Source organism: Moorella glycerini, from assembly GCF_009735625.1.
In the GTDB taxonomy this organism is placed as follows: Bacteria; Bacillota; DSM-521; order Neomoorellales; family Neomoorellaceae; genus Neomoorella; species Neomoorella glycerini.
In genome coordinates this window covers 1104464-1129115 of record NZ_CP046244.1, presented here as the reverse complement: position 1 = coordinate 1129115, position 24652 = coordinate 1104464, and the positions used below count along the sequence as shown (strand labels likewise).

The window sequence follows — 24652 nt, the reverse complement described above, 5'->3', positions numbered from 1 at the left end:
ACAGTGGGACTGCAAGCCCTGGGCGAGATAATGGCCCATGTCCGGCCCCATCAAGTATTTTACCTGGGGCCCATCCCGGTCTACTCCACGGTGGTCAATACGTGGATTATCATGGCCCTCCTGGTCCTGGGGGTTTTCCTGGCTACCCGGAAATTAAACTTTATCCCCCGCGGTATCCAGCACATCTTGGAGATGCTACTGGAATTTTTCTACAGCCTCCTGGAGGAAACCATGGGCAAGGAAGGCCGGCGCTACCTACCCCTGGTAGCCACCCTGTTTATTTTTATCCTGAGCCTTAATCTATCCTGGTTTATCCCCGGGATGAAGCCCCCGACCATGGACCTCTCCACCACGGCGGCCTTTGCCGTGACTACCATTATCCTGGTCCAGCTAATCGGCATCCGTAAAAAGGGCCTGGTGGGCTACATCAAGCACTTTTTCCAGCCGGCACCCTTTCTCTTTCCCCTGAATGTAATTGAGGAGCTGGTCAAGCCGGTATCCCTGTCCCTGCGTTTATTCGGCAATATGTTCGGGGAAGAGATGGTGGTGACTATCCTGTTTATCATGCTGCCCTTTTTATTACCGACGCCCATTATGATCCTGGGCGTCCTCATGGGCTTGATCCAGGCCTTTGTTTTTACCCTGCTGACAGTTACTTATATCGCCAACTTTATCCACGGGCATTAAAGGAGCCGCACTTACGGGATTAGTTACCCGGGAATGAACGGAAATTAGCGGCTGGCTAACCACCAACATAGCCAGCCCACAAAGGAAGCCATTCTTAGAGGAGGATATGCACATGACAGCACTAGGTTTTATCGGCGTCGGCCTGGCCATAGGCCTGGCAGCACTGGGTTCGGCCCTTGGCCAGGGCAATGCTTCCCGCGGAGCGATGGAAGGTATAGCCCGCCAGCCCGAGGCCAGCGGCGACATTCGCACCACCCTGCTCCTGGCCCTGGCCTTTATGGAGGCGCTGACGCTCTTTTCCTTCGTTATTGCCATCCTCATGTGGACCAAGCTTTAATTAAAATGAAGCGGGCGGGTAAGGCGGGCCAAACCGTCTTATTCGCCCCTGTCCTGCTTTCCGGAATAGCGAAAGGGGGGTGGCTACGTGCAGGGCATCTTTCAGGCCCTGAATTTTAGCGGTTGGACCTTTTTGTTCCAGGTCATCAACCTCCTGGTAGTCATGGGGGTTCTTTATATTCTCCTTTATAAACCCCTGGGCAAGATCCTGGCCGACCGCGAGGCCAAAATTGAGGGCAATTTAAAGGACGCGGCGGCGGCCAAAGCGAAGGCGGAGCAAATGCTGGCCGGGTACCAGCAGCAACTCCAGGGTGCCCGCCAGGAAGCCCAGGCGATACTAGACCGGGCCAACAGGATGGCCGAAGAAACCCGGGCGGAGATAGTCGCCAGGGCGAAAGAAGAAGCCAGCCGGGCTCTGGAACAGGCCCGGGCCGAGATTGAAGGCGAAAAGAGCAAAGCCCTGGCTGCCATCCGCAGCGAGGCAGCTACCCTGGCCGTCCTGGCGGCCGGCAAAGTTTTAGAGCGCACCTTAACGCCTGACGACCAGGAACGCCTGGCCCGGGAAGCGCTGGCTGAGGTGGAGCGGTTGCAATGAGTAGTCAGACTATCGCCAGGCGTTATGCCCGCGCCCTCTTTGAAGTTGCCCGGCAGAAGGGTGCCCTGGCCGGCTTTGCCGCCGCCCTGGAAAGGGTCGGCCAGGCCCTGGCAGAGAATCCCGAACTGCGCCGGGTCCTTTATCACCAGCTCATTCCCGTCCGGGAGAAGCAAAGGCTAATGGATACCCTCTTTCCGGACGTCGACCCGTTATTAAAGAACTTTTTCCACCTGGTCCTGGCCAAAGGCCGGGAGCGGGCCCTGCCGGAAATGGCAGCCCAGTTCCGGCGCCTGGTAGACCGGGAAAACAGGGTATTGCCGGTGGAAGTGCAGGCAGCAGCACCTCTCTCCGAGGAGGTCACTGCCACCCTGAAAGAAAGGCTGGCCCATATTACGGGACAAAACATCCGCCTGCAGACCGCGTTGGACCCGGCCCTCCTGGGCGGCATGGTCATCCGCCTCGGGGACAGGGTCCTGGACGCCAGCCTGAAGAAAAAGCTGGAACTTTTGGGCGAGCACCTGAAGGGCGCGTGAGCAGAAAGAGCAAAGGGGTGAAAAACAGTCTTGAGCATCCGGCCCGATGAGATAACCAGTATCCTGAAGAACCAGATCGAACAGTACCAGCTGGAAGTAGAAGTGGCCGATACGGGCATCATCACCCAGGTGGGTGACGGCATCGCCCGCATCTACGGCCTGGAGCGGGCCATGGCCGGCGAGTTGCTGGAGTTTCCCGGCAATGTCTACGGCATGGTCCTGAACCTGGAGGAAGATAACGTCGGCGCCGTGGTCCTGGGCCCTTACACCCACATCAAAGAAGGGGACCAGGTCAAGCGCACCGGCCGCATCGTCGAGGTCCCGGTAGGAGAAGCCCTAATCGGCCGGGTAGTCAACGCCATGGGCCAGCCCATTGACGGTAAGGGTCCCATCAAGACGGACAAGTTCCGGCCGGTGGAATCGCCGGCGCCGGGCGTTGTTTACCGCCAGCCGGTGAATACTCCCCTCCAGACAGGCTTGAAGGCCATCGATTCCATGATCCCCATCGGCCGCGGCCAGCGGGAATTGATTATCGGCGACCGCCAGACGGGCAAGACGGCCATCGCCGTAGATACCATCATTAATCAAAAAGGGCAAAACGTCATCTGCATCTACGTGGCCATCGGCCAGAAGGCTTCCACCGTGGCCGGCGTTGTCCACCGCCTGGAGGAGGCCGGGGCCATGGATTATACCATTGTCGTCTCGGCCACGGCCAGCGAGCCGGCGCCCATGCTCTACATCGCCCCCTATGCCGGCTGCGCCATGGGCGAGTATTTCATGTACGAGCAGCACCGGGACGTCCTCTGCATCTACGACGACCTGTCCAAACACGCCGCCGCCTACCGTGAACTCTCCCTGCTACTCAGGCGGCCGCCGGGACGGGAGGCCTACCCGGGCGACGTCTTCTACCTCCATTCCCGCCTGCTGGAACGGGCGGCCCGCCTGAACGACGCCCTGGGGGGAGGGTCCCTGACGGCCCTGCCGGTCATTGAAACCCAGGCCGGGGACGTGTCGGCTTATATCCCCACCAACGTTATTTCCATCACCGACGGCCAGATCTACCTGGAGTCCGACCTCTTCTACGCCGGCCAGCGACCGGCGGTCAACGTGGGCCTTTCGGTATCCCGGGTGGGGGGCGCGGCCCAGATCAAAGCCATGAAACAGGTGGCCGGTCGCCTGCGCCTGGACCTGGCCCAGTACCGCGAGCTGGCGGCCTTTGCCCAGTTTGGCTCCGACCTGGACAAGACCACCCAGGCGCGCCTGGCCCGGGGCGAGCGCATGATGGAGATTTTAAAGCAGGACCAGTACCAGCCCATGCCGGTGGAGGAACAGGTGGTGGTCCTCTACGCGGCCGTTAACGGCTTCCTGGATGACCTGCCGGTAGAGAGGGTACGGCCCTTTGAAAAGGAATTTTTACGCTTCCTGCACGGCGTGCACCCGGAAATCCTGGCCGGCATCCGCGAGAAACGCCAGCTGGACGATGCTCTCCAGGAACAGCTTAAGAAGAGCATCGAAGAATTCAAGAGCAGCTTTACCGCTGCCGGGAAAGCATAAGGTGGTGAGCCGGTATGCCCAATATGCGTGACCTGAAGCGCCGCATCCGCAGTATCAGGAGTACCCAGCATATTACCCGGGCCATGAAAATGGTGGCGGCAGCCAAACTGCGCAAGGCCCAGGCCCAGGTCACGGCAGCCCGGCCCTACGCCGAAAAACTGGAGGAAGTCATCGGCCGCCTGATCGGGGCCGTGGACCCGGAAACCCAGCCCCTGGCGGCAACCCGGGAAGTCAAAAAAGCCGGCTACGTGTTGATTACCGGCGACCGGGGCCTGGCCGGTGGTTATAATGCCAACCTCATCCGCTTGACGGAAGAACGCCTGCACGCGGAAGAGCGCCCGGTAGCCCTGGTAGCCGTGGGCCGCAAAGGCCGGGACTATTTCCGCCGCCGCCAGGTGGAGCTAGTCCGGTCTTTTACCGATATCGGCGACGAACCGGACCTCATCCAGGCGCGGGAACTGGCCCGCCAGCTGGTGGAGCTGTACCTGGAGGGGAGCCTGGATGAAGTTAACCTCATCTATACCCGTTTCTACTCCGCCCTCCGCCAGGTGCCCCAGGTCGACCGCCTGCTGCCCATTAAAGCCGGCGGGGCCGGGAAGGATGGAGGGGACTATATCTATGAACCTTCTCCCGCCGGGGTCTTAAAGGCCCTGTTGCCCCGTTACTGCGAGATCAAGGTCTACCAGGCCCTCCTGGAGGCCAAGGCCAGCGAGCACGGGGCCAGGATGACGGCCATGGACAACGCTACCGAGAATGCGGCAGAGATGATCGATAGATTGACCCTATCCTTCAACCGCGCCCGCCAGGCGGCCATTACCAGGGAGATCCTGGAGGTTGTGGCCGGCGCCGACGCCCTGAAGTAAAGGAGGGGATATGGATTGAACGAAGGACAGGTAGTGCAGGTAATCGGCCCGGTAGTTGACGTGGAATTCGCCAGCGACCAGCTGCCCGATCTGTACAACGCCATTACCATTAAGAATGACAAGATCAATATCACCATGGAAGCCATGCAGCACCTGGGCAACAATACTGTCCGCTGCGTGGCCCTGTCTTCCACCGACGGCCTGCAGCGGGGCATGAAAGCCGTGGACACCGGCGCCCCCATCACCGTACCGGTAGGCCGGGCGACATTAGGCCGGCTGTTCAACGTCCTGGGAGAACCCATTGATAACCAGGGGCCGGTAGAAGCCACTGAACGGCTGCCCATCCACCGGCCGGCGCCCTCCTTTGAGGAACAGCAGCCTTCAACCGAAGTCCTGGAGACGGGCATTAAGGTAGTTGACCTGCTGGCGCCCTACGCCAAGGGCGGTAAAGTCGGCCTTTTTGGCGGTGCCGGCGTGGGCAAGACGGTCCTCATCATGGAACTCATCCGCAATATTGCCTACGAGCACGGCGGCTTTTCCGTCTTTGCCGGTGTCGGTGAGCGCACCCGGGAAGGCAACGACCTCTACCTGGAAATGAAGGAATCCGGGGTCATTGACAAGACGGCCCTGGTCTTCGGCCAGATGAACGAACCACCGGGAGCCCGCCTGCGGGTAGGCCTGACGGGATTGACCATGGCCGAGTATTTCCGCGACGCCGAAGGGCAGGACGTCCTCCTCTTCATCGATAACATTTTCCGCTTTGTCCAGGCCGGTTCCGAAGTATCGGCCCTCCTGGGCCGCATGCCTTCGGCTGTGGGTTACCAGCCCACCCTGGCCACGGAGATGGGCGCCCTGCAAGAGCGCATCACTTCTACCAAAAAGGGCTCCATAACCTCCGTCCAGGCCATTTATGTCCCGGCCGACGACCTGACTGACCCGGCGCCGGCGACCACCTTTGCCCACCTGGACGCTACTACGGTACTCTCCCGGCAGATCGCCGAGCTGGGCATCTACCCGGCCGTGGACCCCCTGGATTCCACCTCCCGCATCCTCGACCCCAGGATCCTGGGCGAGGAGCACTACCAGGTGGCCCGCGGCGTACAGCGCATCCTGCAGCGCTACAAGGAACTCCAGGACATCATCGCCATCCTGGGCATGGATGAACTCTCGGAAGACGACAAACTGATCGTGGCCCGGGCGCGCAAGATCCAGCGCTTCCTCTCCCAGCCCTTCCACGTGGCGGAGGCCTTTACCGGCCAGCCCGGCGTCTATGTGCCTTTAAAGGAGACTATCCGCGGCTTCAAGGAAATTTTGGAGGGCCGTCACGATAGCTTGCCCGAACAGGCCTTCTACATGGTCGGCACCATCGAAGAAGCCGTAAAGAAGGGGCAGGAGTTGATGTAAATGGCCCCTCTAAAGCTGGAGGTTATTACCCCCGAGAGGGTGACATTAAAGGCGGAGGCTCAAAGCGTTATCGCTCCGGGAGTTCTGGGCTATCTGGGCGTTTTGCCCGGCCATGCCCCCCTCATTACTTCCCTCAAGGCCGGGGTGGTAACCTACCGCCCGGAGGGCGGGGGGGAGGAGCGCCTGGCCGTGTCGGGCGGCTTCCTGGAAGCCGGGCCGGAGCATGTGATCATCCTGGCGGATACGGCGGAAAAGGCGGCAGAAATCGACGTGGAGCGGGCGCGCCAGGCAAAGGAGAGGGCCGCAAGGCGCCTGCGGGAACGGCCGCCCGGCCTGGATGTGGCCCGGGCCGAGGCCGCCCTGCAGCGGGCTATTGCCCGCCTCAAGGCCGCGGGCGAATTATAAAAAGTTTGGCCGGAGCCGTTTAGCCATTCGATAGAGGCTTGCTCGCTTCAGACAAATACCAGGCATTATGCGTATCCTTAAGCGGTGCCGCCAGGGTAAATCTCTAACCCGGTGCTGGCGTTTAATTAACGGATCCCCCGGCAAGAATAGGTATGATCCTATTCTTGCAAGGGGGCATTTAATTTGCGCCGGTTCTCTTTTAATTTCCTGCGCTTTAATTTTAAGATTTTCCTGTTAATCGTCCTCCTCCTGAGTTTTACCGGGGGACTGGCCCTGGCCCGGCACCTGCACCCCCTGGCCGCCCGGACATCCCGCGCGGCAAGCATTCAGGCTGCCAGTACCGTTCAGGCCGTTGACAGGGACGACCCGGTACCCCACCTTTTATTCAACGCCTTAACCGCTGGCGGCGCCCGCCTGGAAACCATGGGCCTGGAAGCCTGGGGCAGCCTTAATTCTACTTTTATGGACGGCGAGGCCATCCAAGACCTGGCCGGCCGGGCGGCAACCGCCCTGGGGCTGGAAGGGATAACCAGTTTCACCAGGCAGGATGATGCCGGCTTCCATGCCCTTTTCTGGGAAGGGGAACTGCAGCCCGGGGTGGTCCTGTACTTTTCCCTCCAGAGCCTGGCCGGGGCGGGGGAGGGCGGCGAAACCTATCTCCTCATCAATCTGGAAGGCCAGCCAAAGCAGGGTGAAGGGGAGATGCTGGCCTGGCAGGAAAAGGTGAGGGAAGCCTTTCGCCCCTGGCAGGTGGAGCCCCATCTTATCTACAACCTGACCGGCGTTATCCCCGGGAAACTTACCCCGGCGGAAAGGGAGCAGCGGGCCAGGGCCGTCCTGGCCGCCCTGGCAGCTGAAAAGGTAGAGGGTGTGGAAGATGAGGAACTCCTCTCCATCAGCGCCTATACACCCCGGTTACCCCGGTCCCTGGAAGTTGCCGGCCGGCCGGTAAATGCCAACGTGGCCCTGCGCTATCACGCCACCGATGACAATACTTATTTACATTTAGGTTCTCCCCTTTTAGGTGGCGAGTATTAGCCGTTATATGTTATAATAAAATTTAAATAGAGATTTGCGGCCAAAGGGGCTAAGGGAAATTGGAGGCAATTGTCATTAAGGGCCATTCGCGCCTTGAGGGACGGGTAGCCATCAGCGGCGCCAAAAACGCGGTGCTGCCCATTATTGCAGCCTGCCTGCTGACCGGGGATGAATGTTACCTGGAGGATATCCCCCGCCTGGCCGATGTTGATACCATGTGCGGGGTTATTGGCGAAATGGGGGCCGAAGTTTACCCCGACGGGGTCCGGTGTTTAAGGGTGGCGGCCGGTTCCTTACAAGGAGTTGAGCCACCCTATGAATTTGTCCGCCGCATGCGGGCTTCCTTCCTGGTTATGGGCCCGCTGCTGGCGCGCCTGGGCCGGGTGAGGGTCTCCCTGCCCGGCGGCTGCGCCATTGGCGCCCGGCCCATTGACCTGCACCTTAAAGGCATGGCCGCCCTGGGGGCCAGCATTCATGTCAATAACGGCAACGTGGAGGCCGAGGCCAGGCGCCTGAAGGGAGCGCCCGTTTACCTGGATTTTCCCAGCGTCGGGGCGACGGAAAACATTATGATGGCCGCCGCCCTGGCCGAAGGGACGACGACCATTGAAAACGCCGCCGGTGAGCCCGAGATTGTCGACCTGGCCAACTTCATCAACGCCATGGGTGGCCGCGTCAGCGGCGCCGGCACCAGGGTTATCAAGATCGAAGGGGTTAGGGAACTCCACGGCGCCCGCCACGCCGTCATCCCCGACCGGGTGGAGGCCGGCACCTTTATGATCGCCGCAGCTGCCACGGGGGGTGACGTGTTCCTGGAGAACGTCATTTCCACCCACCTGAAGGCCGTCATGGCTAAGCTGGCGGAAGCCGGGGCTGAACTTTCAGAGGAAGACGGCGGCATCAGGGTTCGGGCGGAACTGCCCTTGAAGGCTGTGGACATCAAGACCATGCCTTACCCTGGCTTTCCCACGGACATGCAGGCCCAGTTCATGGCCCTCCTGACAACGGCCCGGGGTAGCAGCGTCGTGACCGAGACGGTGTTTGAAAATCGCTTCATGCATGTCAATGAGCTCAAGCGTATGGGAGCCAGCATCGTCATTGAGGGCCACTGCGCCGTTGTGAAAGGAAAAAAAAGGTTGACCGGTGCGCCGGTCAAGGCTACCGACCTGCGGGCCGGTGCCGCCCTGGTCATAGCCGGACTTATGGCTGAGGGAGAGACGGTGATTTCCTGCGTCCATCACATTGACCGGGGTTATGAGGACCTGGTGGGCAAGCTCCAGGCCCTGGGAGCGAAGATAAGTAGGGAAGAAAGGTAGAGATATCCGGCGCCGGCCCGTCAAAGCAGAACAAAACAGGCCTATCCTATCCGGGCTGGCGCCGGATTTCTGTTTTTATGCTGACCGCCCTCCACCGGGGCGGTCTTTTTTTGGTCAAGCCCTCATATAAATGGACATAGCAGGTGGACAAAACCATAAGCCGCAGAGGGGGAACACCATGCGTAAAGTAATGGCCGTTTTCATTATCCTCATTTTTGCGGCCGTAATTATCCTGCCGGCCATAATTATTGAAGGTATCCACCTCTTGCAGCCACCGGTCCAGGTCCAGGCGGGCCGGCAACTGGTGCGGGTCTATTTTCACCAGAGCGGTGACATTAAGATCTTGCCCCTGGAGCAGTATATAGCCGGGGTAGTAGCCGGGGAAATGCCGGCCAGCTTTGAGCTGGAAGCTCTCAAGGCCCAGGCCGTGGCCGCCAGGACCTATACTCTGAAAAAGATGGAAGAGGCCAAAACCAAACCGGACGAGCACCATCCCGGTGCCGATATCTGCACCGATCCTGCCCACTGCCAGGCCTTTGCCGATGACAGCGTTTTGCGGCAGCGCTGGGGTTTCCTCAACTTCTGGCGTAATAAAGGCAAGATCCAGGAAGCCGTCCGCGCCACCCAGGGGATGGTCCTGACCTACCAGGGCAAGCTCATCGATCCCGTCTATCATGCCAACAGCGGCGGCCGCACGGAGAGCGCCGCGGCCGTCTGGGGCCGGGACCTGCCCTACCTCCAGAGCGTACCCTCTCCCTGGGATAAAGAAGCCCCCCGCTACCACGACACCATTTCCTTCACCCTGGAAGAGCTGGACCGGAAGCTGGGGGTCAACCTCACGGCCGTACCGGCGGCAGCCCTGGCTCCGTCCGGGGGGACGGCCATGAAGGTCCTGGAAAAAACTCCCACCGGCCGCATAAAGACCATAAAAATCGGCAACAAGACCTTTGCTGCTGCTGAGCTGCGGCAGCTCCTGGGCCTCCCTTCAACCGATTTCACCTGGCAGGTCCAGGGGGACCGCCTGATTTTCAATACTACCGGTTATGGCCACGGCGTGGGCATGAGCCAGTACGGCGCCAACGGTATGGCCCAAGAGGGCAAAAACTTCGCCGAGATTCTTACCTACTACTACCGGGGGGTAAAGATTGAAAACCGGTGAGGAATTACTCATAGGACCAGCCGGCAATGGTAGCCAGGAAATAGCATGTATTAAATGCTAAAAAATGGGGCAGAATCCAGCTGAGGTGATACAACCATATGCTGAAGATTCTGGCCTCATGGAAAAAACTTTTACCCCGGCGCCCCCTGCTCAGACCGGCAAGCCTGGAACGGCTGCAGCGGGCTTTAAAGCGCCGCGGCCTCTACCTGGTGCTGCTGGCCCTCCTCTTTGGCGGCAGCTATTACCTGGTCACCAGCGACGCCGTGTTCAAAAAGCCCGCCGTCCAGACCTTCCCGCTGGCCGGCCAACCGGCCTTCCAGGGCACGGCAGCGCCCCGGGAACCCCTGACCGGTTCTACCACCGTGCCTCCCGAACTCCAGGATCAGCCTGGTGCCCATACTGCCCCGGCTACGGCAGCGGGACAGGCCGGTAATGATGAGGCCCTGCCTTCCCTGGCTTTGCCTGTTGCCGGCAAGATAGGTAAGGGCTACGGCTTTACTTACGCCCCGGCCTTTGGCGACTACCGCTTCCACGCCGGGGTAGACCTGGAAGCCCCGGCAGGCAGCGAGGTTAAAGCCGCCGCTACCGGGGTGGTGAAGCAGGTAGAACACAGCGATGCCTGGCGTTACCGCCTGATCCTCGACCATGGCAACGGCTACCAGACGGTCTATGCTCACTTAAGCAACATCAAGGTAGCCAAGGGGGATAAGGTCCAGCCAGGTACCGTTCTGGGGCAACTGGGGGACCCGGGTACGGCCGAAGCCGGGACACCGGCTCACCTGCACCTGGAATTACTAAAAAACGGCAAGGCCGTCGACCCCGTCCCGGCCCTGCAATAAGTTCTTTTTTCAGCAGCCTGCCAATAAAATTATAGCGGAGTTGAAATTGGGAGGCTGCCCCCATGCAGGATCATATCCAGGAAAGGGTATTGCAGATAGCCGCCTACATCGTGGAACGCCGCTGTACGGTCCGCCAGGCGGCTACTGTTTTTCATGTCAGCAAAAGCACCGTCCACAAGGACGTCACCGAACGCCTGCCGCGCCTTAACGACAACCTGGCCAGGGAGGTACGGGTAGTGCTTAACGCCAACAAAGCCGAACGCCACCTCCGCGGCGGTGAAGCCACCCGGAAAAAATATAAAGAAACGCAGGTTTCCTGAAAGGCCGACAGGAATCCTTTCCTCTTCTGGAGAATAATTAACATGATTGCCATGGGAGAGGAAAGGAGCAAGATTAATGTTTGGCCTGGGTTATCAGGATATCGGCATCGATTTGGGGACAGCTACTGTACTGGTGTACGTGCAGGGTAAAGGGATTGTCTTACGTGAGCCTTCGGTGGTCGCCCTTAACCGGGATAATGGCCAGATTTTTGCCGTCGGGGAAGAAGCCCGGCGCATGCTGGGCCGCACCCCGGGCAATATCATCGCCCTGCGCCCTTTAAGAGATGGGGTCATCGCTGATTTTGACAGTACCGAAAAAATGTTGCGCTATTTTATCGAAAAAGCCATTGGTCGCCAGGGTTTTTTCCGGCCGCGGGTGATGGTCTGCATCCCCGCCGGGGTTACCGGCGTAGAAGAACGGGCGGTGCGCCAGGCAGCCCAGCAGGCCGGGGCCAGGCAGGCCTATGTCATTGAAGAGCCCCTGGCGGCGGCTCTGGGGGCTGGCCTGGATATTGCTGAACCCAGCGGCTCCATGGTGGTGGATATCGGTGGAGGGACGACGGACATCGCCGTCCTTTCCCTGGGGGGTATTGTGTGCAGCAATTCTTTAAGGGTGGCCGGGGACAAGCTTGATGAAGCCATTGTCCGTTACATACGCCGTGAGCACAACCTGATGATTGGTGAGCGCAGCGCCGAGGAATTAAAGATCCATATCGGCACGGCCCATCCTTCGTCCCGGGTGGAAGCCAGTATGGATGTCCGCGGCCGCGACCTGGTAACCGGCCTGCCCAAAACGGTAAATATTACTTCCAGGGAAATCTATACGGCCATCCAGGAGCCCCTGCAGCAGATAGTCGGTGCGGTTAAAGAGGTGCTGGAAAAAACGCCGCCGGAACTGGCGGCGGACCTGGTGAACAAAGGCATCGTCATGACCGGCGGGGGCAGCCTTCTTCATGGCCTGGACCTCCTGTTGAGTGAAGAAACGGGACTGCCGGTGCATGTGGCCGACGATCCCGTTTCCTGCGTTGCCCTGGGGACAGGCAAGGCCCTGACCATGCTGGATGTCCTGAGGCAGAGCAACCCCTCCGAGGGGAGGCAGGTGCGGTTAAACCGTTGAAGCAGGCACCTGGACTGGCTGCCAGGCCGACGGAGCGATTTATCTCTAAAATATGGCTGCGCGGGCAGAAGTGGTGAGTAACACGGTGACTTACCACTTGTATTTTTATTGCCAGGTCAGGAAGCTTTTGTTATAATGAAAACCGACCGACCGTCCAGTCAGTTTTGCAAAAGGGAGAGGAGACAGCGGTGAGAAAGAGCTGGAGCTATGGGGTCCTGATCTTGCTGGTGTTGCTCCTGAGCGTCAACAGCGGGGGCTGCGGCAGGCAGCCGGCCAGGCAGGCAGAAGTGCCCCGGGTGCCGGTGGAACTGGCGCCGGTCGTGCGGGGCAGCATCGCCCAGCCGGTAAGGGTGACCGGCACCGTCCAGGCCGGGGCCACCGTCCAAGTAATGGCCGCCAGCCCGGGGAAGATAAAGTCTATTCTCGTGGATGTAGGGGATAAAGTGGTCCAGGGGCAAATAATAGCAGAATTAGAAAACAGCGACCTGGAAGCGCGCCTGCAGCAGGCAAAGGCGAACCTGGAGCAGGCGCGCCTCGGCCTGGACCAGGCTGACGCCCGGGTGAAGCAGGCGGAAGCTCGTGCCCAACTGGATGAAGCCAATTTAAAGCGCACCCAGGCGCTGTTCGACCAGGGCGCAGCTTCCCAGCAGCAGCTGGATGCCGCCCGTGCAGCGGCTGCGGCCAGCCAGGAAGACCTGGCCATAGCCCGTACCTCCATGGCGGCCGCCCCCGCCCAGGTCGCCGCGGCCGAGGCGGCCGTGCGCCAGGCCGAGGTAGCCCTGGAAAATACATACATCAAGGCGCCGGTAAGCGGGGAAGTAGCGGCCCGCCTGCTGGAGCCCGGCGCCCTGGCCCAGGGAGCGGTGGTTACCCTGGTGACCTCCGGCGAGCGCCAGGTGGAGATCGGCGTCACCGAGCAGGACGTCAACTACCTCCGGCCGGGCCGGGAGGTTGCCGTGGAAGTGCCGGCAGCGGCAGCGGAGCCGCTGAAAGGCCGGGTAGCCAGCGTCAGCCCGGCAGCCGATGAGCGTTCCCGGGTTTTTAAAGTCAAAATCAGCCTTCCCGGTGCCCCTGCCGGGGTCAAGCCGGGTATGGCCGCCACGGTTATCTACACCACCAGGCAGGTCAATAATGCCCTCCTGGTTCCCAAAAACGCCGTGGTCAAGCGCGGCGCCCAGGACGTGGTCTACACAGTCGTTGAAGGCAAGGCCGCGGGCCGGCCGGTCACCACAGGCATAGCCGATGATAAAAACCTCGAAATTATAAAGGGGCTGGCGGAGGGCGACAGCGTGATCGTGAAAGGCCAGGACTTCATCAGCGAAGGCCAGCCGGTGGAAGTTGTGAACGGGGGTGCGGGGGCATGAACTGGCTTCAGGCACTGGTCAGGCGCCCGGTAGCGGTAACCGTGGCCGTCCTGGTAGCCATCCTCCTGGGGGCCGTGTCCCTGGTACGCCTGCAGGTCGACCTCCTGCCTGATTTGAACCTGCCCTACGCCGCGGTGATTACAACATACCGGGGTGCCGGGCCGGAAGAAATTGAAAAGACCATTACTAAACCCCTGGAAGACGTCCTGGGCACGGTCCAGGGAGTCAAAAATATCCAATCATACAGCATGTCCGGCACATCCGTGGTCCTGCTGGAGTTCAACTGGGGCCAGGATATGGATTTTGCCGCCCTGAATATGCGGGAGAAAGTCGACCAGGCTGAGCGCTTTTTACCCGATGCAGCAGAAAAACCGATAATCATCAAGTTTGACCCTAACATGATGCCCGTGATGACCCTGGCCATGTACGGCGACATGGACGAGCAGCGGTTGAAAGACCTGGCTGAAAATACCATCAAGAGCCGTCTCGAGCGCCTGGACGGCGTCGCCTCGGTAAACATTACCGGCGGCCTGGAGCGCGAGATCCAGGTGCTGGTAGACCCGGCCCGGCTGCAGCTCTACGGCCTGTCCATCAGCCAGGTGGTCCAGGCCCTGCAGGCGGAGAACAGCACCTTTTCCGCCGGCAAGGTCAGCGACGCCGGCAAGGACGTCCTGGTCCGGGTCGATGGCGAGTTTAAAGACCTGGACCAGATCCGCCAGGTAACCCTGGCTACCGCTGCGGGGACGGTGCGCCTGGGCGATATAGCGGAAGTGCGGGATTATCATGCCGAGCGGCAGAATTATGCCCTTTTCAACGGCCGGCCGGCCATCGGCCTGTCCATCCAGAAACAGACCAGCGGCAATACGGTGCAGATCGCCCATGCCGTTAAACAAACTATCAGGGAGCTGCAAAAGGAGCTGCCGCCGGGGGTAACCCTGGAGCCGGTAGTTGACCAGTCCCGCTACATCGAAAGCGCCATCAACGGCGTTTACCGGGATATGCTTTACGGCGGGCTGCTGGCCATGCTGATTATTTTCATTTTCCTGCGGCACCTCCGCGCCACCCTGGTCATCGGCCTCACCATTCCTATCTCGGTAATTACGACTTTTGTCCTCTTATATTTCGGCAAGATGACCCTCAATATGATGACCCTGGGCGGCCTCTCCCTGGGAATAGGCCGCATGGTTGACGACGCCATTGTAGTCTTTGACAACATCTACCGCCACCGCCAGGAGGGCCGGGAAGCCATGGCGGCGGCCGTCTCGGGGACCCGGCAGGTGACCACGGCCGTGGTGGCCTCCACCCTGACCACCGTATCCGTCTTTTTGCCCATCGCCTTTATCGAGGGTATGGCCCGGCAGATTTTCGGCCCCCTGGCCCTGACGGTGGCCTTCTCCCTGATGGCTTCCCTGGCCGTCTCCATGACCGTCACCCCCACGGTGGCGGCCCGCCTCCTGGCCGGCATCCTGCCCCCGGAGGCCACGACAGCCCGCAGTTTCTGGCACAGCCTGGTTAACGGCTTCTGGCTGGCGCGTTTAAGCAATGCTTACAGCCGCTTCCTGAACTGGGCCCTGGGGCACCGTAAACTGACAGTAGCGGCGGTGGCCCTCATCTTTGCCGGCAGCCTGGCCCTGGTGCCGGCGGTAGGGGTAGAATTCATGCCGGTCACCGACGAAGGGACCATAAACGTATCTATCGAACTGCCCAAGGGAACTGCCCTCGAGGCCACCGCCGCGATAGCCGACCAGGTAGTAAGGCTTATCCAGCAGCAGCCGGAAGTCCAGAGCATCTACCAGCAGATCGGCAGTACCGGCGGCACGGCCAGCTTTATGAGCGGTGAGACGCCGGAGGCAGCCAGCCTGAATATCAACCTGGTACCGCTGGAGCAACGCCGCCGGAGCTCGACCGGGGTGGCGGCGGCGATTCGGGCGCAGGTCCGCAAAATCGCGGGCGCCAGGATTAACGTCACTACCTCCTCCAGCTTCGGTGGGGCTATGAGCGGCGCCCCCGTGCAGGTAGACATCCACGGTTCCGACCTGGAGGTGCTGAAGGAGCTCGCCACCGAGGCGCAGCAGCTGGTGGCCGCTGTGCCGGGCGCGGTGGGCGTGGAAAACAGCCTGGCTAAAGGCCGGCCCCAGGTAGAGATCACCGTCGACCGGGAAAAAGCCGCCCTGTACCGGCTGGGGGCCGGGCAGGTCGGTGCGGTGGTGGCTACGGCCGTAGGCGGGACGGTAGCCACCCGCTACCGCACCGGCGGTGACGAATACGACATCCGCGTCTTCCTCCCGGAAGCCAGCCGTCGCAATATTGCTGACCTGGAGAACCTCACGGTGCTGTCCCCCCTGGGGGTGCAGGTGCCTTTAAAAGAGATCGCCAACCTCAAGGTGGACACCACCCCAAGCACCATCAACCGCTACAACCAGGACCGGGTGGCCAGTATCACCGCCAATTTAAGCGGCTCGCGGCCCCTGGCCGACGTGATGGGCGACGTGCGGGCCCACATGGACCAGTTAAAGCTGCCGCCGGGCTACAGCATTGAGTACACCGGCCAGAACAAGATGATGAACGAGACCTTCGGCCAGCTGGGGCTGGCCCTGCTCCTGGCCGTTGTCCTGGTGTACCTGGTCATGGCGGCCCAGTTTGAATCCTTCTTCCACCCCTTTATTATCATGTTTTCCATCCCGGTAGCGCTGACCGGGGTGGTCCTGGCCCTGCTGGCGACGGGGAGAACTTTCAATGTCGTCGCCTTTATCGGCATCATCATGCTGGCCGGCATTGTTCTCTCCAACGCCATTGTCCTGGTGGACTACATCAACATCCTGAGACGGGAAGGCGTGCCGCGGCAGGAGGCGATCCTGACAGCCGGCCGCACCCGCCTGCGGCCCATCCTGATGACGGCCCTGACTACTATCCTCGCCATGCTGCCCCTCGCTGCCGGCATCGGCGAAGGGGCCGAGATGAACGCCAGCCTGGCCACGGCGGTCATAGGCGGCCTGATGGCTTCCACAGTGCTGACCCTGGTCCTGGTACCGGTGCTGTACACCCTTCTGGAAGACCTGGGACAGCGCCTGGCCCGCTTGCTGCGGCCGGCGCGGCGCCGGGAGGGGGTAGGGGTATAGGGCCGCCGGTTCCCCGGCAGACCCCGGCGGCGGGGTAAACCGCCGCCGGCACCGCCCGCCTGCGGCCCGCCCGGGGAGGCCGGAGCCGGGAATGTAAATAGCAGGTATGGAAAGCAAGAGTAAGGGGAGGGGAGAGGTATGACCCGCGCGACAGGCGACAAGCGCCAGCAGATCCTGGCCGCCGCCACCAAGATCTTCGCTGCCCGCGGCTTTTACCAGGCTAAAATAGCCGACATCGCCGCGGCCGCCGGGGTGGGGAAGGGGACCGTCTACGAGTACTTCCGCAGCAAAAAAGATCTTTTCCAGCAATTGCTACTGCACCTTTTCAACGACCACCTGGACCACCTGCAGGAGGTAAGCCAGGAGCCGGCCCTGGCCGGGTTCCTGGAGCGCCTTTTTAGGGAAAGCCTGGGCTACTTCCAGACGCACCGGGAAATTGCCAGAATTTTCTTGAGCGACCACCCACCCATCGACGCCGCCACCCAGCGGCTGCTCTTCGCCGCCAAGCAAGAAATGCTCCAACGCCTGGCCGCATACCTGCAGGCGGCCGCCAGGCGGGGCGAAATGCGCCCGGTGTCGCCCTGGCTGGCCGCCAACCTGATCATGGGTTTTATAGTGGCCCTGGGGCACCAGCTTTTCTTTGAAAGCGATACGGATTTCGATCCGGCCGCAATCGCCAGCGCAGCCACGGAGATGATTCTCCAGGGCATCGGCGGCTAGGGAAGGCGGAACTGTCCGGGCCGCCGGGCGCCTGCAGCCCGGCATGGCTCCTGGTCCCGCCGCCTCACCCTGGCGCTTGCCCTACCTGCCCCCGGGCCGGCAAGAAAAAAGCGCGGTTTAAAACCGCGCCTTTTTACTCCTCCTAGACCACATTTCGCTTGGGAAGCCTGGCCTGGGGCCTGCTTTTGCTTTTGCCCAGTTCAAGCTGCTCGTCAATGTCCATAATCCTGACGAGCAGGTGGGGCCGTTCCCTTTCCGAGGCGTAGGCCCACTGTTCCAAGAGCGCCTTGCGTTCGCGGAGGAGATTGCGCTGGATGTCCTTTAACATTTTTTATGCCTCCTTTCTTCGCTATAAATAAGTAAACCGGGGGAATTGCAGGAAAACTAGATTGTTTTATTAAATAGTATCTCTCGTTACCCCCATTCTTATTATACCACAAAGACAGGTACTTTGTGAATTATAGCTTGAAAAAAAATTGCAATTATTTCTCCTCGTCAGGACAAAAAATTGCCAACAGGAATCTCGTCTTTTGTGTCGAATAAAAACTAGATACGTCTTAGCACCCTCCGTTCCCACAGGCAATCCGAATCCCGACTGCCTGCTCCTGACTTCCATTACGAGGAGGCGCACCGGTGGTATGAAGCAACCTTCCTTACGCAACTGGAAAATATTCCTGCCCCTGGCCCTGCTAATGGCCGCCGGCATTTATTTTGCCGGCCGGTCAGTCCAGGCCGGGGGACCCGAGCCGGGCAGCAGCCAGGACCCCCTGGTGACCAAATCTTATGTCGACAATTATATCGACAGCCGTGCCCGGGAGCTGCAGGGCCAGCTTGACAACATCAACAAGCAGATTGCCGACCTGGAAGCCAGGATAGCTTCGCTGGAGCAGCGCCCGGTGATTAAGTTAACTATCGGCAGCAGGACGGCCTACGTGGGCGGCAGCGCCAAACAGCTGCCGGTTGCTCCCTACCAGACGGGCAATGGCACCTCCATGGTCCCCTTCCGCTTCATCGGCGAGGCCCTGGGGGCTAAAGTTGATTATAACGAAGCAGCCCAAACCGTCAGCTATACCACCGCGGCCCATTCTGTCGTCCTGAAAATCGGTACTACCACCGGCACCTTTGACGGCCGCAAGAGTGACCTTCCGGCGCCGGTAGCCATGGTCAACGGGACGACCATGGTGCCGGTGCGGGTCATCAGCCAGGGTCTGGGAGCCAGGGTGGACTGGGACCAGGCTACGCTGACCATCACCATCAGGCCATGACTGGTCTACCGGCCGGATACCTGTGGCCGGCCCCCTGGTTGCCTGTCAGGAGGAAAACTCCCGGCAGCAGCGGCGGGCAGCCCGGGGCGAGGACGCAGGTTGATAATCTGTACAGCTACAGCAGGAACTGCACAGGGCGCGCCAGGCGCCCGTTCCTTTGTCAGGAAGAAGAATTTTTGCGGACTGGGGAACCTGGAGGGCTAATTAAGCGTCTATAAGTTTGGGGGAAGAGCTCATGGTGGCGACACCAGACAGGCGTCAAACTGAATTCTGGGGTGAAGGGGCGGCCCAGGCCGGGCGGCGCCGCAGCTCCTTACCTTTGATTTTCGGTATAATCCTGCTGGCCTTTTTTACCTTTGGTGCCTTTGCCTTTGCCGGCTACCGGCTGGCCAATCTGTGGCTGGACGGCAGCCTGGCAACCGCCCGCGACGCTAGGGACGGTAGCGGCCTGGCCGAGGCGGCACCCGGTCAGCCCCAGACCATCCTGCTCATTGGTATCGACCGGCGCCAGCCCCAGGAGCCTTCCCGGTCCGATACCATTATCCTGGCGGTCCTTGATCCCAGGAAACCCCAGGTTGATCTCCTCTCCATACCGCGGGACACGCGGGTAAAAATACCCGGCCACGGCTATGATAAAATCAATGCCGCCCACGCCCTGGGCGGCCCCCAGCTCCTGCTGGACACCATCAACGATTTCCTGGGCACCCATATCGAGAAGTATGTTGAAGTCGACTTCCAGGGGTTTGAAAAGATCATTGACATCCTGGGCGGCGTTGATATCGACGTGGACAAGCGCATGTATTACCCGGAAGAGGGCATTAATCTCCGCCCGGGATTACAGCATTTGAACGGCCACGACGCCCTGGGCTACGTACGTTATCGCTACGACCCGGAAGGAGACATCACCAGGATCGGGCGCCAGCAGAAATTCCTGAAAGCCGTAGTCGACCAGACGTTAAAGCTGAGCACTATTCCCAAGATACCCCGGCTCGTCAGCGAAATCAGTAAAGAGGTCAAGACCAACCTCAGTCTCAAAGAAATGCTCTCCCTGGCCTTGAGCATGAAAGATCTAAACAGCAGCGCCATGACCGCGCACCTGGTACCGGGAGAAGGCAAGTACGTCGACGGCGTCAGCTACTACCTGGTCGATCAGAAGAAGCTGGCGGAAACCCTGGCCGCCATTCCCAACCTGCGGTGAAAAAAAGTGGCCGCTACGAGCAGCTTCCCTAGGCTGCCTGCCGGTGCAAACGCGCCGCTATAATTCCACTGTTCCCCACTCTTGGCGAAGGAGAAGCGTGTTTTATGTCAAGCTGCTGTGTCCTGGGCAACCGGGTAGATCCCCTCACCCTGGCCGGAGCTGTGGCCAGGGTGACAGAGTTTATCAGGGCCGGTACACCCCACCACGTGGTGACCCTGAACGCTGAAATCGCCTACCGGGCCTACCGCGAGCCGGAACTCCAGGCCTTCATCAACCGCGCCCACCTGGTGACGGCCGACGGCGCTGGCATCCTCTGGGCGGCCCGGAAACTGGGCACGCCCCTGCCGGAAAGGGTTACGGGCATCGACCTCCTCCAGGCCCTGGCGGCCGCGGGGGCCCGCCAGGGCTGGCGCTTTTACCTCTATGGCGCCGCTCCCGGCGTGGCTGAGGCGGCAGCTGCCCGGCTGCAGCGGGAGCATCCCGGCCTTATGGTGGCCGGCACCAGCCATGGTTACCTGTCATCCCGGGAAATACCGGGACTTATAGAGGCTATCAAAGCGGCGCGGCCCCATATTCTCCTCGTGGGCCTGGGCGCCCCCAAACAGGAATACTGGATCGCCGGCCACCTGGAAGAACTCCAGGTGCCGGTAGCTATGGGCGTGGGGGGCAGTTTCGATGTCCTGGCGGGGCGGGTACAGCGGGCACCAGCCTGGATGCAGCGGCTGAACCTGGAGTGGCTGTACCGGGTTCTCCAGGAGCCCGGGAGGGTCAAAAGAACGCTGGCCCTGCCTAAGTTTATGCTGGCAGTACTGCAGCAGGCCCGTAATAGGGGCTGATTCCCATGCCCACTATATACCAGGACCAGCCTCAATGCCTGAAAGCCAAACAATCCCTCACCCTCAAGCGAGCAGCGTCCTGCTGTGTTTCCTGGCCTGGCTACAGCTCCAGGATGCAAGCTGCTAATAACAAACCAGCTTACCTGGCTACCACTGTGAGAAGTTTGAGGGAAAGCTTACATGAGGAGTATACTCATAAGCATGAGTTTACATAATATGAGAACTACTACCAGGGTAACTATGCTTTCCGTGTTCCTGCTGGCAGTCCTCCTGGGACCTCCCCCCGGCTGGCACGGCCGGGGCTTCCTTACCGACCGCGCCGCCGATATCACCGGGGCCCGCCCCCTGGCGGCGCCGGGCCTGGTGGTGCCGGGCGGCCTTACCGGCAAAGGCGAGATTGTAGGTTTAGCCGACAGCGGCCTGGATGCAGGCAGCGTGAGCGATATTCATGCCGACCTGCAGAGCACCCCCGGCCAGATGCCCAAAGTGGTCATGCTCAAGAGCTGGGCCGGGAGGGAAAAGGCCGATGACCCTGCCGGCCACGGCACCCATCTGGCCGGCATTATTGCCGGTACAGGTGTGGCATCAAACGGCCAGTACCGCGGCATTGCCCCCGGGGCCAGCATCTATTTCCAGGGCCTGTTAAATTCCAGGGGCGAACTGGCGCCCCCCGAAGACCTGACCCGCCTCTTCCGCCCCGCCTATGAGGCCGGCGTCCGTGTCCACGTTGACGGCTGGGGCGGCGGTCCCAACGCCTATCGCGACGCTGCCGTCCAGGTTGACAGCTTTGTCCGCCAGTACCCCGACTTCCTTCCCATCTTCGGCGCCGGCAACAGCGGGCCGGTCCAGGGGTCGCTTACTACCGAAGCCAACAGCAAAAACGCCCTGGTGGTAGGGGCGAGCGAGTCCGTGCGCCCCGCCTTCAGCCCCGACGCCAGCGACGCTCGCCGCCAGGCTGATTTCTCCAGCTGCGGCCCTACCGGTGACGGCCGTTATAAGCCCGATCTCCTGGCGCCGGGTACGGGTATTGTTGCCCCGCGCTCCCGCCTGGTAGAAGGCAATTTCCCTCCCAATGCCAGCTATAACGTCCAGAGCGGCACCAGCCAGGCGGCGGCTGTGACCGGCGGTGCCGCGGCCGTTTTGCGCCAGTACTTGAAAACAAAGGGCTTTGCCGATCCATCGGCCGCCCTCCTCAAAGCCGCCCTCGTCAACGGCGCCTGGACGCCGCCTGCCGGGCCAACGGCTGCTTTTCCCGGCATCCTGGACCTGGCCGGTACGGTGCTGGCCCTGGAGGAAAAGGCCATGCACCTGGTGGACGCCGGCGAAGGCCTGGAGGCGGGGCAGGAGATGACCTTCCGGGTCGAAGTGACTACCGCAGCGGCGCCCTTCAAGGCCACCCTGGCCTGGACCGACCCGGTGCCGCCGGCCGGGGCGGCGGCCGCCCTGGTCAACGACCTGGACCTAGTGGTAATTGCGCCCGACGGCCGGCAGTTTTTCGGTAATGATTATAGCGGTGCCGGCAAAGCCGACCACAGCAACAACCTGGAGAAAGTTTACATAAAAGACCCGTCCCCCGGCATTTATACCGTTAAAGTACGGGCCGTAGCCATTAATAAAAGCGCCCTACCTGGGACCCGGCAGCCAGTCCAGGATTTTGCCCTGGCCTTCGGCCAGCTCCTGGAGCGAGGAGTAGTGGCCGGGGTTCCTGGCGCCAACCAGGTAACTTTAACTGGAGGCCGCACCATTACAGCCCCGCCAGGGGGCATTAAAAACTGCGTCGACGGCGTGGCGGCGCCGGCTGACGCTGCCCACATCCTCCCGGGCTCCGACGCTTACCTGGGGCCCCATACCCTGTACATCGTGGGCCGGCGCTGGCAGGCCGCCGGCGTCCAGGCCCTGGGAACCAGCGAGGGCGATTTATTCCTGGAGATTAACAGCCAGGCCCGGACCGGCGGCTACTACTTCAATCCCGCTGGCAGCCTGGCTGTAAATAACCGTCCAGGAAGTGTCCGGGACCTGCCGCCCGGCTTCGCCCTGAGCGCTACCCTAAACCCCTCCACCCAGACCCTGTGGCGGGTCCAGGCCGGCTACCAGGAAAAAGAAGGCATTCTCACCCGCATCGACCTGGAAAAGGGGGAACTCTGGCTCCTGGGGATGGATGCGCCCTTTGTCTTTAGCCCCCGAGTAGCCGTTACCTTTGCCGACAAACTGGTAGACGCCGGCAGGGCCGACCTGCCTTACGGCGCCGCCGGGCGGGCCGAACCCGGGTCCCTGGTGCCGGGTATGGCCGTGCGCCTGGTCCTCGACCCGGTAACGGGACTGGTGGAATACATCGCCGTTAAAAGGGAACTGGCCCTGGGAAAGGTAGCCAGGATTGACGGTAGCAGCCTCACCCTGGCCACGGGCGCTACCTACACCCTCTTCCCCGGCGCGCCGGTCCAGCGCGACGGCGAGCCGGTGCAGGTGGCCGCCGTCCGCCCCGGCGACTGGGTGGCCCTGAACCTCATGCCAGGCAGCCGCGAGATAATTACCCTGGCGGCATACAGCTCCGTCACCTACGGCCGCGTCCTTTATGTGAGCGCGGACCGGCGCAACCTGTACCTCATGGATTTTGCCAACCAGTTCCGCCTCTTTGAGCTGGACGACGGCACCCAGGTATTCCGCTGGGGCCTGCCGGTTGGCGCCGCTACCCTGACCCCGGGCGACTGGGTGCGCCTGACGGCAGTGCCCGGCCAGGGGAAGGCCTGGCGGGTCGATATAGCTACCCCGGCCGCTGAAACCGTTAAAGTCCTGGCCGGCGTCGACAGGCAGCAGGGCCTCCTGCGCACCGCCGACGGCGGCAGCTATACCTTAAGCGACCGCACCCTGGTCACTTTAAACGGCTACCGGGTGGACGCCGCCGGCCTGCCGGCCTGGGTGCCCGTGACCCTGACCCTGCTGGAAAGCCCCCGGGGACCCATCCTGGCGCAGGTGGCGGCCGCCGGGCTGCCCGGCAGCCGGCCGCCTCTGCTGGCCGTCTCGGTGCTGCCCCAGCAAGGCGGTGTCCTCCTCAAAGGGACCACCACCGCCGGCCGCCTGTACTTGAACTTTGACGACGGCCGGCAGGAGGTAATCCCCCTGGACGCCAGGGGCGACTTCCAGCGGCTTTTAACCGGCGGGGAAAAGAGCGTCCTCCTGGTGGCCCTGGACCAGGCGACGAGCGGCGTGGCGGGGCAGAAAATTGACCTGGACAGCACGCGGGAAGAGGGCTTCTGGGACACCCGCGGCCACTGGGCGGAAGAGGACATCAAGAAAATGGCCGGCCGGGGCCTGCTGGCAGGCTATGAAGACGGCAGCTTCCGTCCGGACAGCCCGGTGCGGCGGGTGGAACTGGTAGCAATACTCGGCCGCCTGGCGGGCTGGGCGCCCGGCGGCGGGGAAGCCCTGCCCTTCAGCGACGCGGCCGGCATCCCGGAATGGGCGCGGGCGGACGTGGCCGCGGCCTGGGCCCACGGCCTGGTCGCCGGCTACCAGGACGGCAGCTTCCGCCCGGATCAGCCCGTCAGCCGCGTGGAAGCGGCGGCTTTCTTCACCCGCTACCTGGAGATCACCGGTAAAAAAACCGGCCGCGGCGACGCAACAGGCGTGGTCAACCTGGCCGCAGGAACGGCCGCCCCGCCCTCGCAAGAATCCTCGGCCGCACAAGCGGGGTCCTTCCTGCCGGGCGTATCTGATACGGCCAGCTCCCTCCCCAGCGCAGCGGACCCGGGCGTCCCCATCCCAGCTTCCCTCCCCTTCCGCGACTGGGACGATATCCCGGCGTGGGGCCGGGAGGCCGTGGCCCGCGCTTACGCCGCCGGCCTCATGCGCGGCGTGGCGCCGGGCGTCTTCGCCCCCCTTTCCCCCCTCACCCGCGCCCAGGCCGCGGCCGTCCTGGCACGGGTGAAATGAATATTTATTGCAGTATGCTAACATATATGCTATCATAATTTAAGGACCGGAGGG

22 protein-coding genes are annotated in these 24652 nt (G+C 61.6%); 21 read left to right on the top strand and 1 reads right to left on the bottom strand.

Features of this window, described 5'->3' with window-relative positions; all coding sequences use genetic code 11:
- The first annotated feature begins 3 nt into the window (after positions 1-3).
- The 17 genes from atpB (at position 4) to MGLY_RS05430 (ending at position 17369) form a co-directional block, all read left to right on the top strand.
- A complete protein-coding gene (atpB, locus tag MGLY_RS05510) occupies positions 4-687 on the top strand; it encodes a F0F1 ATP synthase subunit A (protein WP_211662090.1) in 684 nt (227 codons plus the stop codon).
- A gap of 106 nt (positions 688-793) precedes the next feature.
- Positions 794-1024, top strand: coding sequence for an ATP synthase F0 subunit C (gene atpE, locus MGLY_RS05505; protein ID WP_054937483.1), 231 nt, complete (start codon positions 794-796; stop codon positions 1022-1024).
- A gap of 87 nt (positions 1025-1111) precedes the next feature.
- Complete coding sequence (gene atpF / locus MGLY_RS05500; protein WP_156272437.1) at positions 1112-1618, top strand: F0F1 ATP synthase subunit B; 507 nt, start codon at positions 1112-1114, stop codon at positions 1616-1618.
- The gene (gene atpH, locus MGLY_RS05495; RefSeq protein WP_156272436.1) at positions 1615-2151 is read left to right on the top strand and encodes an ATP synthase F1 subunit delta; all 537 of its coding nucleotides are present in this window, start codon (positions 1615-1617) and stop codon (positions 2149-2151) included. The genes atpF and atpH overlap by 4 nt, the downstream gene beginning before the upstream one ends.
- A 30-nt stretch (positions 2152-2181) precedes the next feature.
- Positions 2182-3705, top strand: coding sequence for a F0F1 ATP synthase subunit alpha (gene atpA / locus MGLY_RS05490; protein ID WP_156272435.1), 1524 nt, complete (start codon positions 2182-2184; stop codon positions 3703-3705).
- A gap of 14 nt (positions 3706-3719) precedes the next feature.
- The gene (atpG, locus tag MGLY_RS05485; RefSeq protein WP_156272434.1) at positions 3720-4568 is read left to right on the top strand and encodes an ATP synthase F1 subunit gamma; all 849 of its coding nucleotides are present in this window, start codon (positions 3720-3722) and stop codon (positions 4566-4568) included.
- A 15-nt stretch (positions 4569-4583) separates the two neighbouring features.
- On the top strand, positions 4584-5972 hold the full coding sequence (atpD, locus tag MGLY_RS05480) for a F0F1 ATP synthase subunit beta (protein WP_156272433.1): 1389 nt from the start codon (positions 4584-4586) through the stop codon (positions 5970-5972).
- On the top strand, positions 5973-6377 hold the full coding sequence (locus MGLY_RS05475) for a F0F1 ATP synthase subunit epsilon (RefSeq protein ID WP_156272432.1): 405 nt from the start codon (positions 5973-5975) through the stop codon (positions 6375-6377). It begins immediately after the preceding gene.
- A 183-nt stretch (positions 6378-6560) separates the two neighbouring features.
- Positions 6561-7415, top strand: a complete 855-nt coding sequence (locus MGLY_RS05470) for a YwmB family TATA-box binding protein (RefSeq protein ID WP_156272431.1) — start codon at positions 6561-6563, stop codon at positions 7413-7415.
- Between the two features lie 59 nt (positions 7416-7474).
- Positions 7475-8731, top strand: a complete 1257-nt coding sequence (gene murA, locus MGLY_RS05465; RefSeq protein WP_156272430.1) for a UDP-N-acetylglucosamine 1-carboxyvinyltransferase — start codon at positions 7475-7477, stop codon at positions 8729-8731.
- Between the two features lie 178 nt (positions 8732-8909).
- Positions 8910-9890, top strand: coding sequence for a stage II sporulation protein D (gene spoIID / locus MGLY_RS05460; protein WP_156272429.1), 981 nt, complete (start codon positions 8910-8912; stop codon positions 9888-9890).
- 98 nt (positions 9891-9988) lie between these two features.
- Entirely contained in the window at positions 9989-10729 is a 741-nt protein-coding gene (locus MGLY_RS05455) for a M23 family metallopeptidase (protein WP_156272428.1), read from the top strand.
- Between the two features lie 62 nt (positions 10730-10791).
- Entirely contained in the window at positions 10792-11049 is a 258-nt protein-coding gene (gene spoIIID, locus MGLY_RS05450; RefSeq protein ID WP_156272427.1) for a sporulation transcriptional regulator SpoIIID, read from the top strand.
- 76 nt (positions 11050-11125) lie between these two features.
- Positions 11126-12166 (top strand): rod shape-determining protein MreB, encoded by a 1041-nt coding sequence (gene mreB, locus MGLY_RS05445; protein WP_156272426.1) that lies wholly within the window; start codon positions 11126-11128, stop codon positions 12164-12166.
- Between the two features lie 188 nt (positions 12167-12354).
- The gene (locus MGLY_RS05440) at positions 12355-13530 is read left to right on the top strand and encodes an efflux RND transporter periplasmic adaptor subunit (protein WP_170290936.1); all 1176 of its coding nucleotides are present in this window, start codon (positions 12355-12357) and stop codon (positions 13528-13530) included.
- Positions 13527-16649, top strand: coding sequence for an efflux RND transporter permease subunit (locus MGLY_RS05435; RefSeq protein WP_156272425.1), 3123 nt, complete (start codon positions 13527-13529; stop codon positions 16647-16649). Before MGLY_RS05440 ends, MGLY_RS05435 begins: the two co-directional genes overlap by 4 nt.
- A 138-nt stretch (positions 16650-16787) precedes the next feature.
- Complete coding sequence (locus MGLY_RS05430) at positions 16788-17369, top strand: TetR/AcrR family transcriptional regulator (protein WP_156272424.1); 582 nt, start codon at positions 16788-16790, stop codon at positions 17367-17369.
- Between the two features lie 142 nt (positions 17370-17511).
- Here MGLY_RS05430 and MGLY_RS05425 read toward each other — a convergent pair whose 3' ends face one another.
- Positions 17512-17697, bottom strand: a complete 186-nt coding sequence (locus MGLY_RS05425) for a hypothetical protein (protein WP_054937499.1) — start codon at positions 17695-17697, stop codon at positions 17512-17514.
- A 310-nt stretch (positions 17698-18007) separates the two neighbouring features.
- Here MGLY_RS05425 and MGLY_RS05420 point away from each other — a divergent pair, with 310 nt between their 5' ends.
- The 4 genes from MGLY_RS05420 (at position 18008) to MGLY_RS05405 (ending at position 24598) form a co-directional block, all read left to right on the top strand.
- Positions 18008-18634, top strand: a complete 627-nt coding sequence (locus MGLY_RS05420) for a copper amine oxidase N-terminal domain-containing protein (protein WP_156272423.1) — start codon at positions 18008-18010, stop codon at positions 18632-18634.
- A gap of 235 nt (positions 18635-18869) precedes the next feature.
- The gene (locus tag MGLY_RS05415) at positions 18870-19832 is read left to right on the top strand and encodes an LCP family protein (protein ID WP_170290935.1); all 963 of its coding nucleotides are present in this window, start codon (positions 18870-18872) and stop codon (positions 19830-19832) included.
- Between the two features lie 104 nt (positions 19833-19936).
- Positions 19937-20668 carry a WecB/TagA/CpsF family glycosyltransferase gene (locus tag MGLY_RS05410; protein ID WP_156272422.1) on the top strand — a complete coding sequence of 244 codons (732 nt, stop codon included), beginning with the start codon at positions 19937-19939 and terminating at the stop codon, positions 20666-20668.
- Positions 20669-20869: 201 nt separating this feature from the next.
- A complete protein-coding gene (locus MGLY_RS05405) occupies positions 20870-24598 on the top strand; it encodes a S8 family serine peptidase (RefSeq protein WP_170290934.1) in 3729 nt (1242 codons plus the stop codon).
- Positions 24599-24652 lie beyond the last annotated feature (54 nt).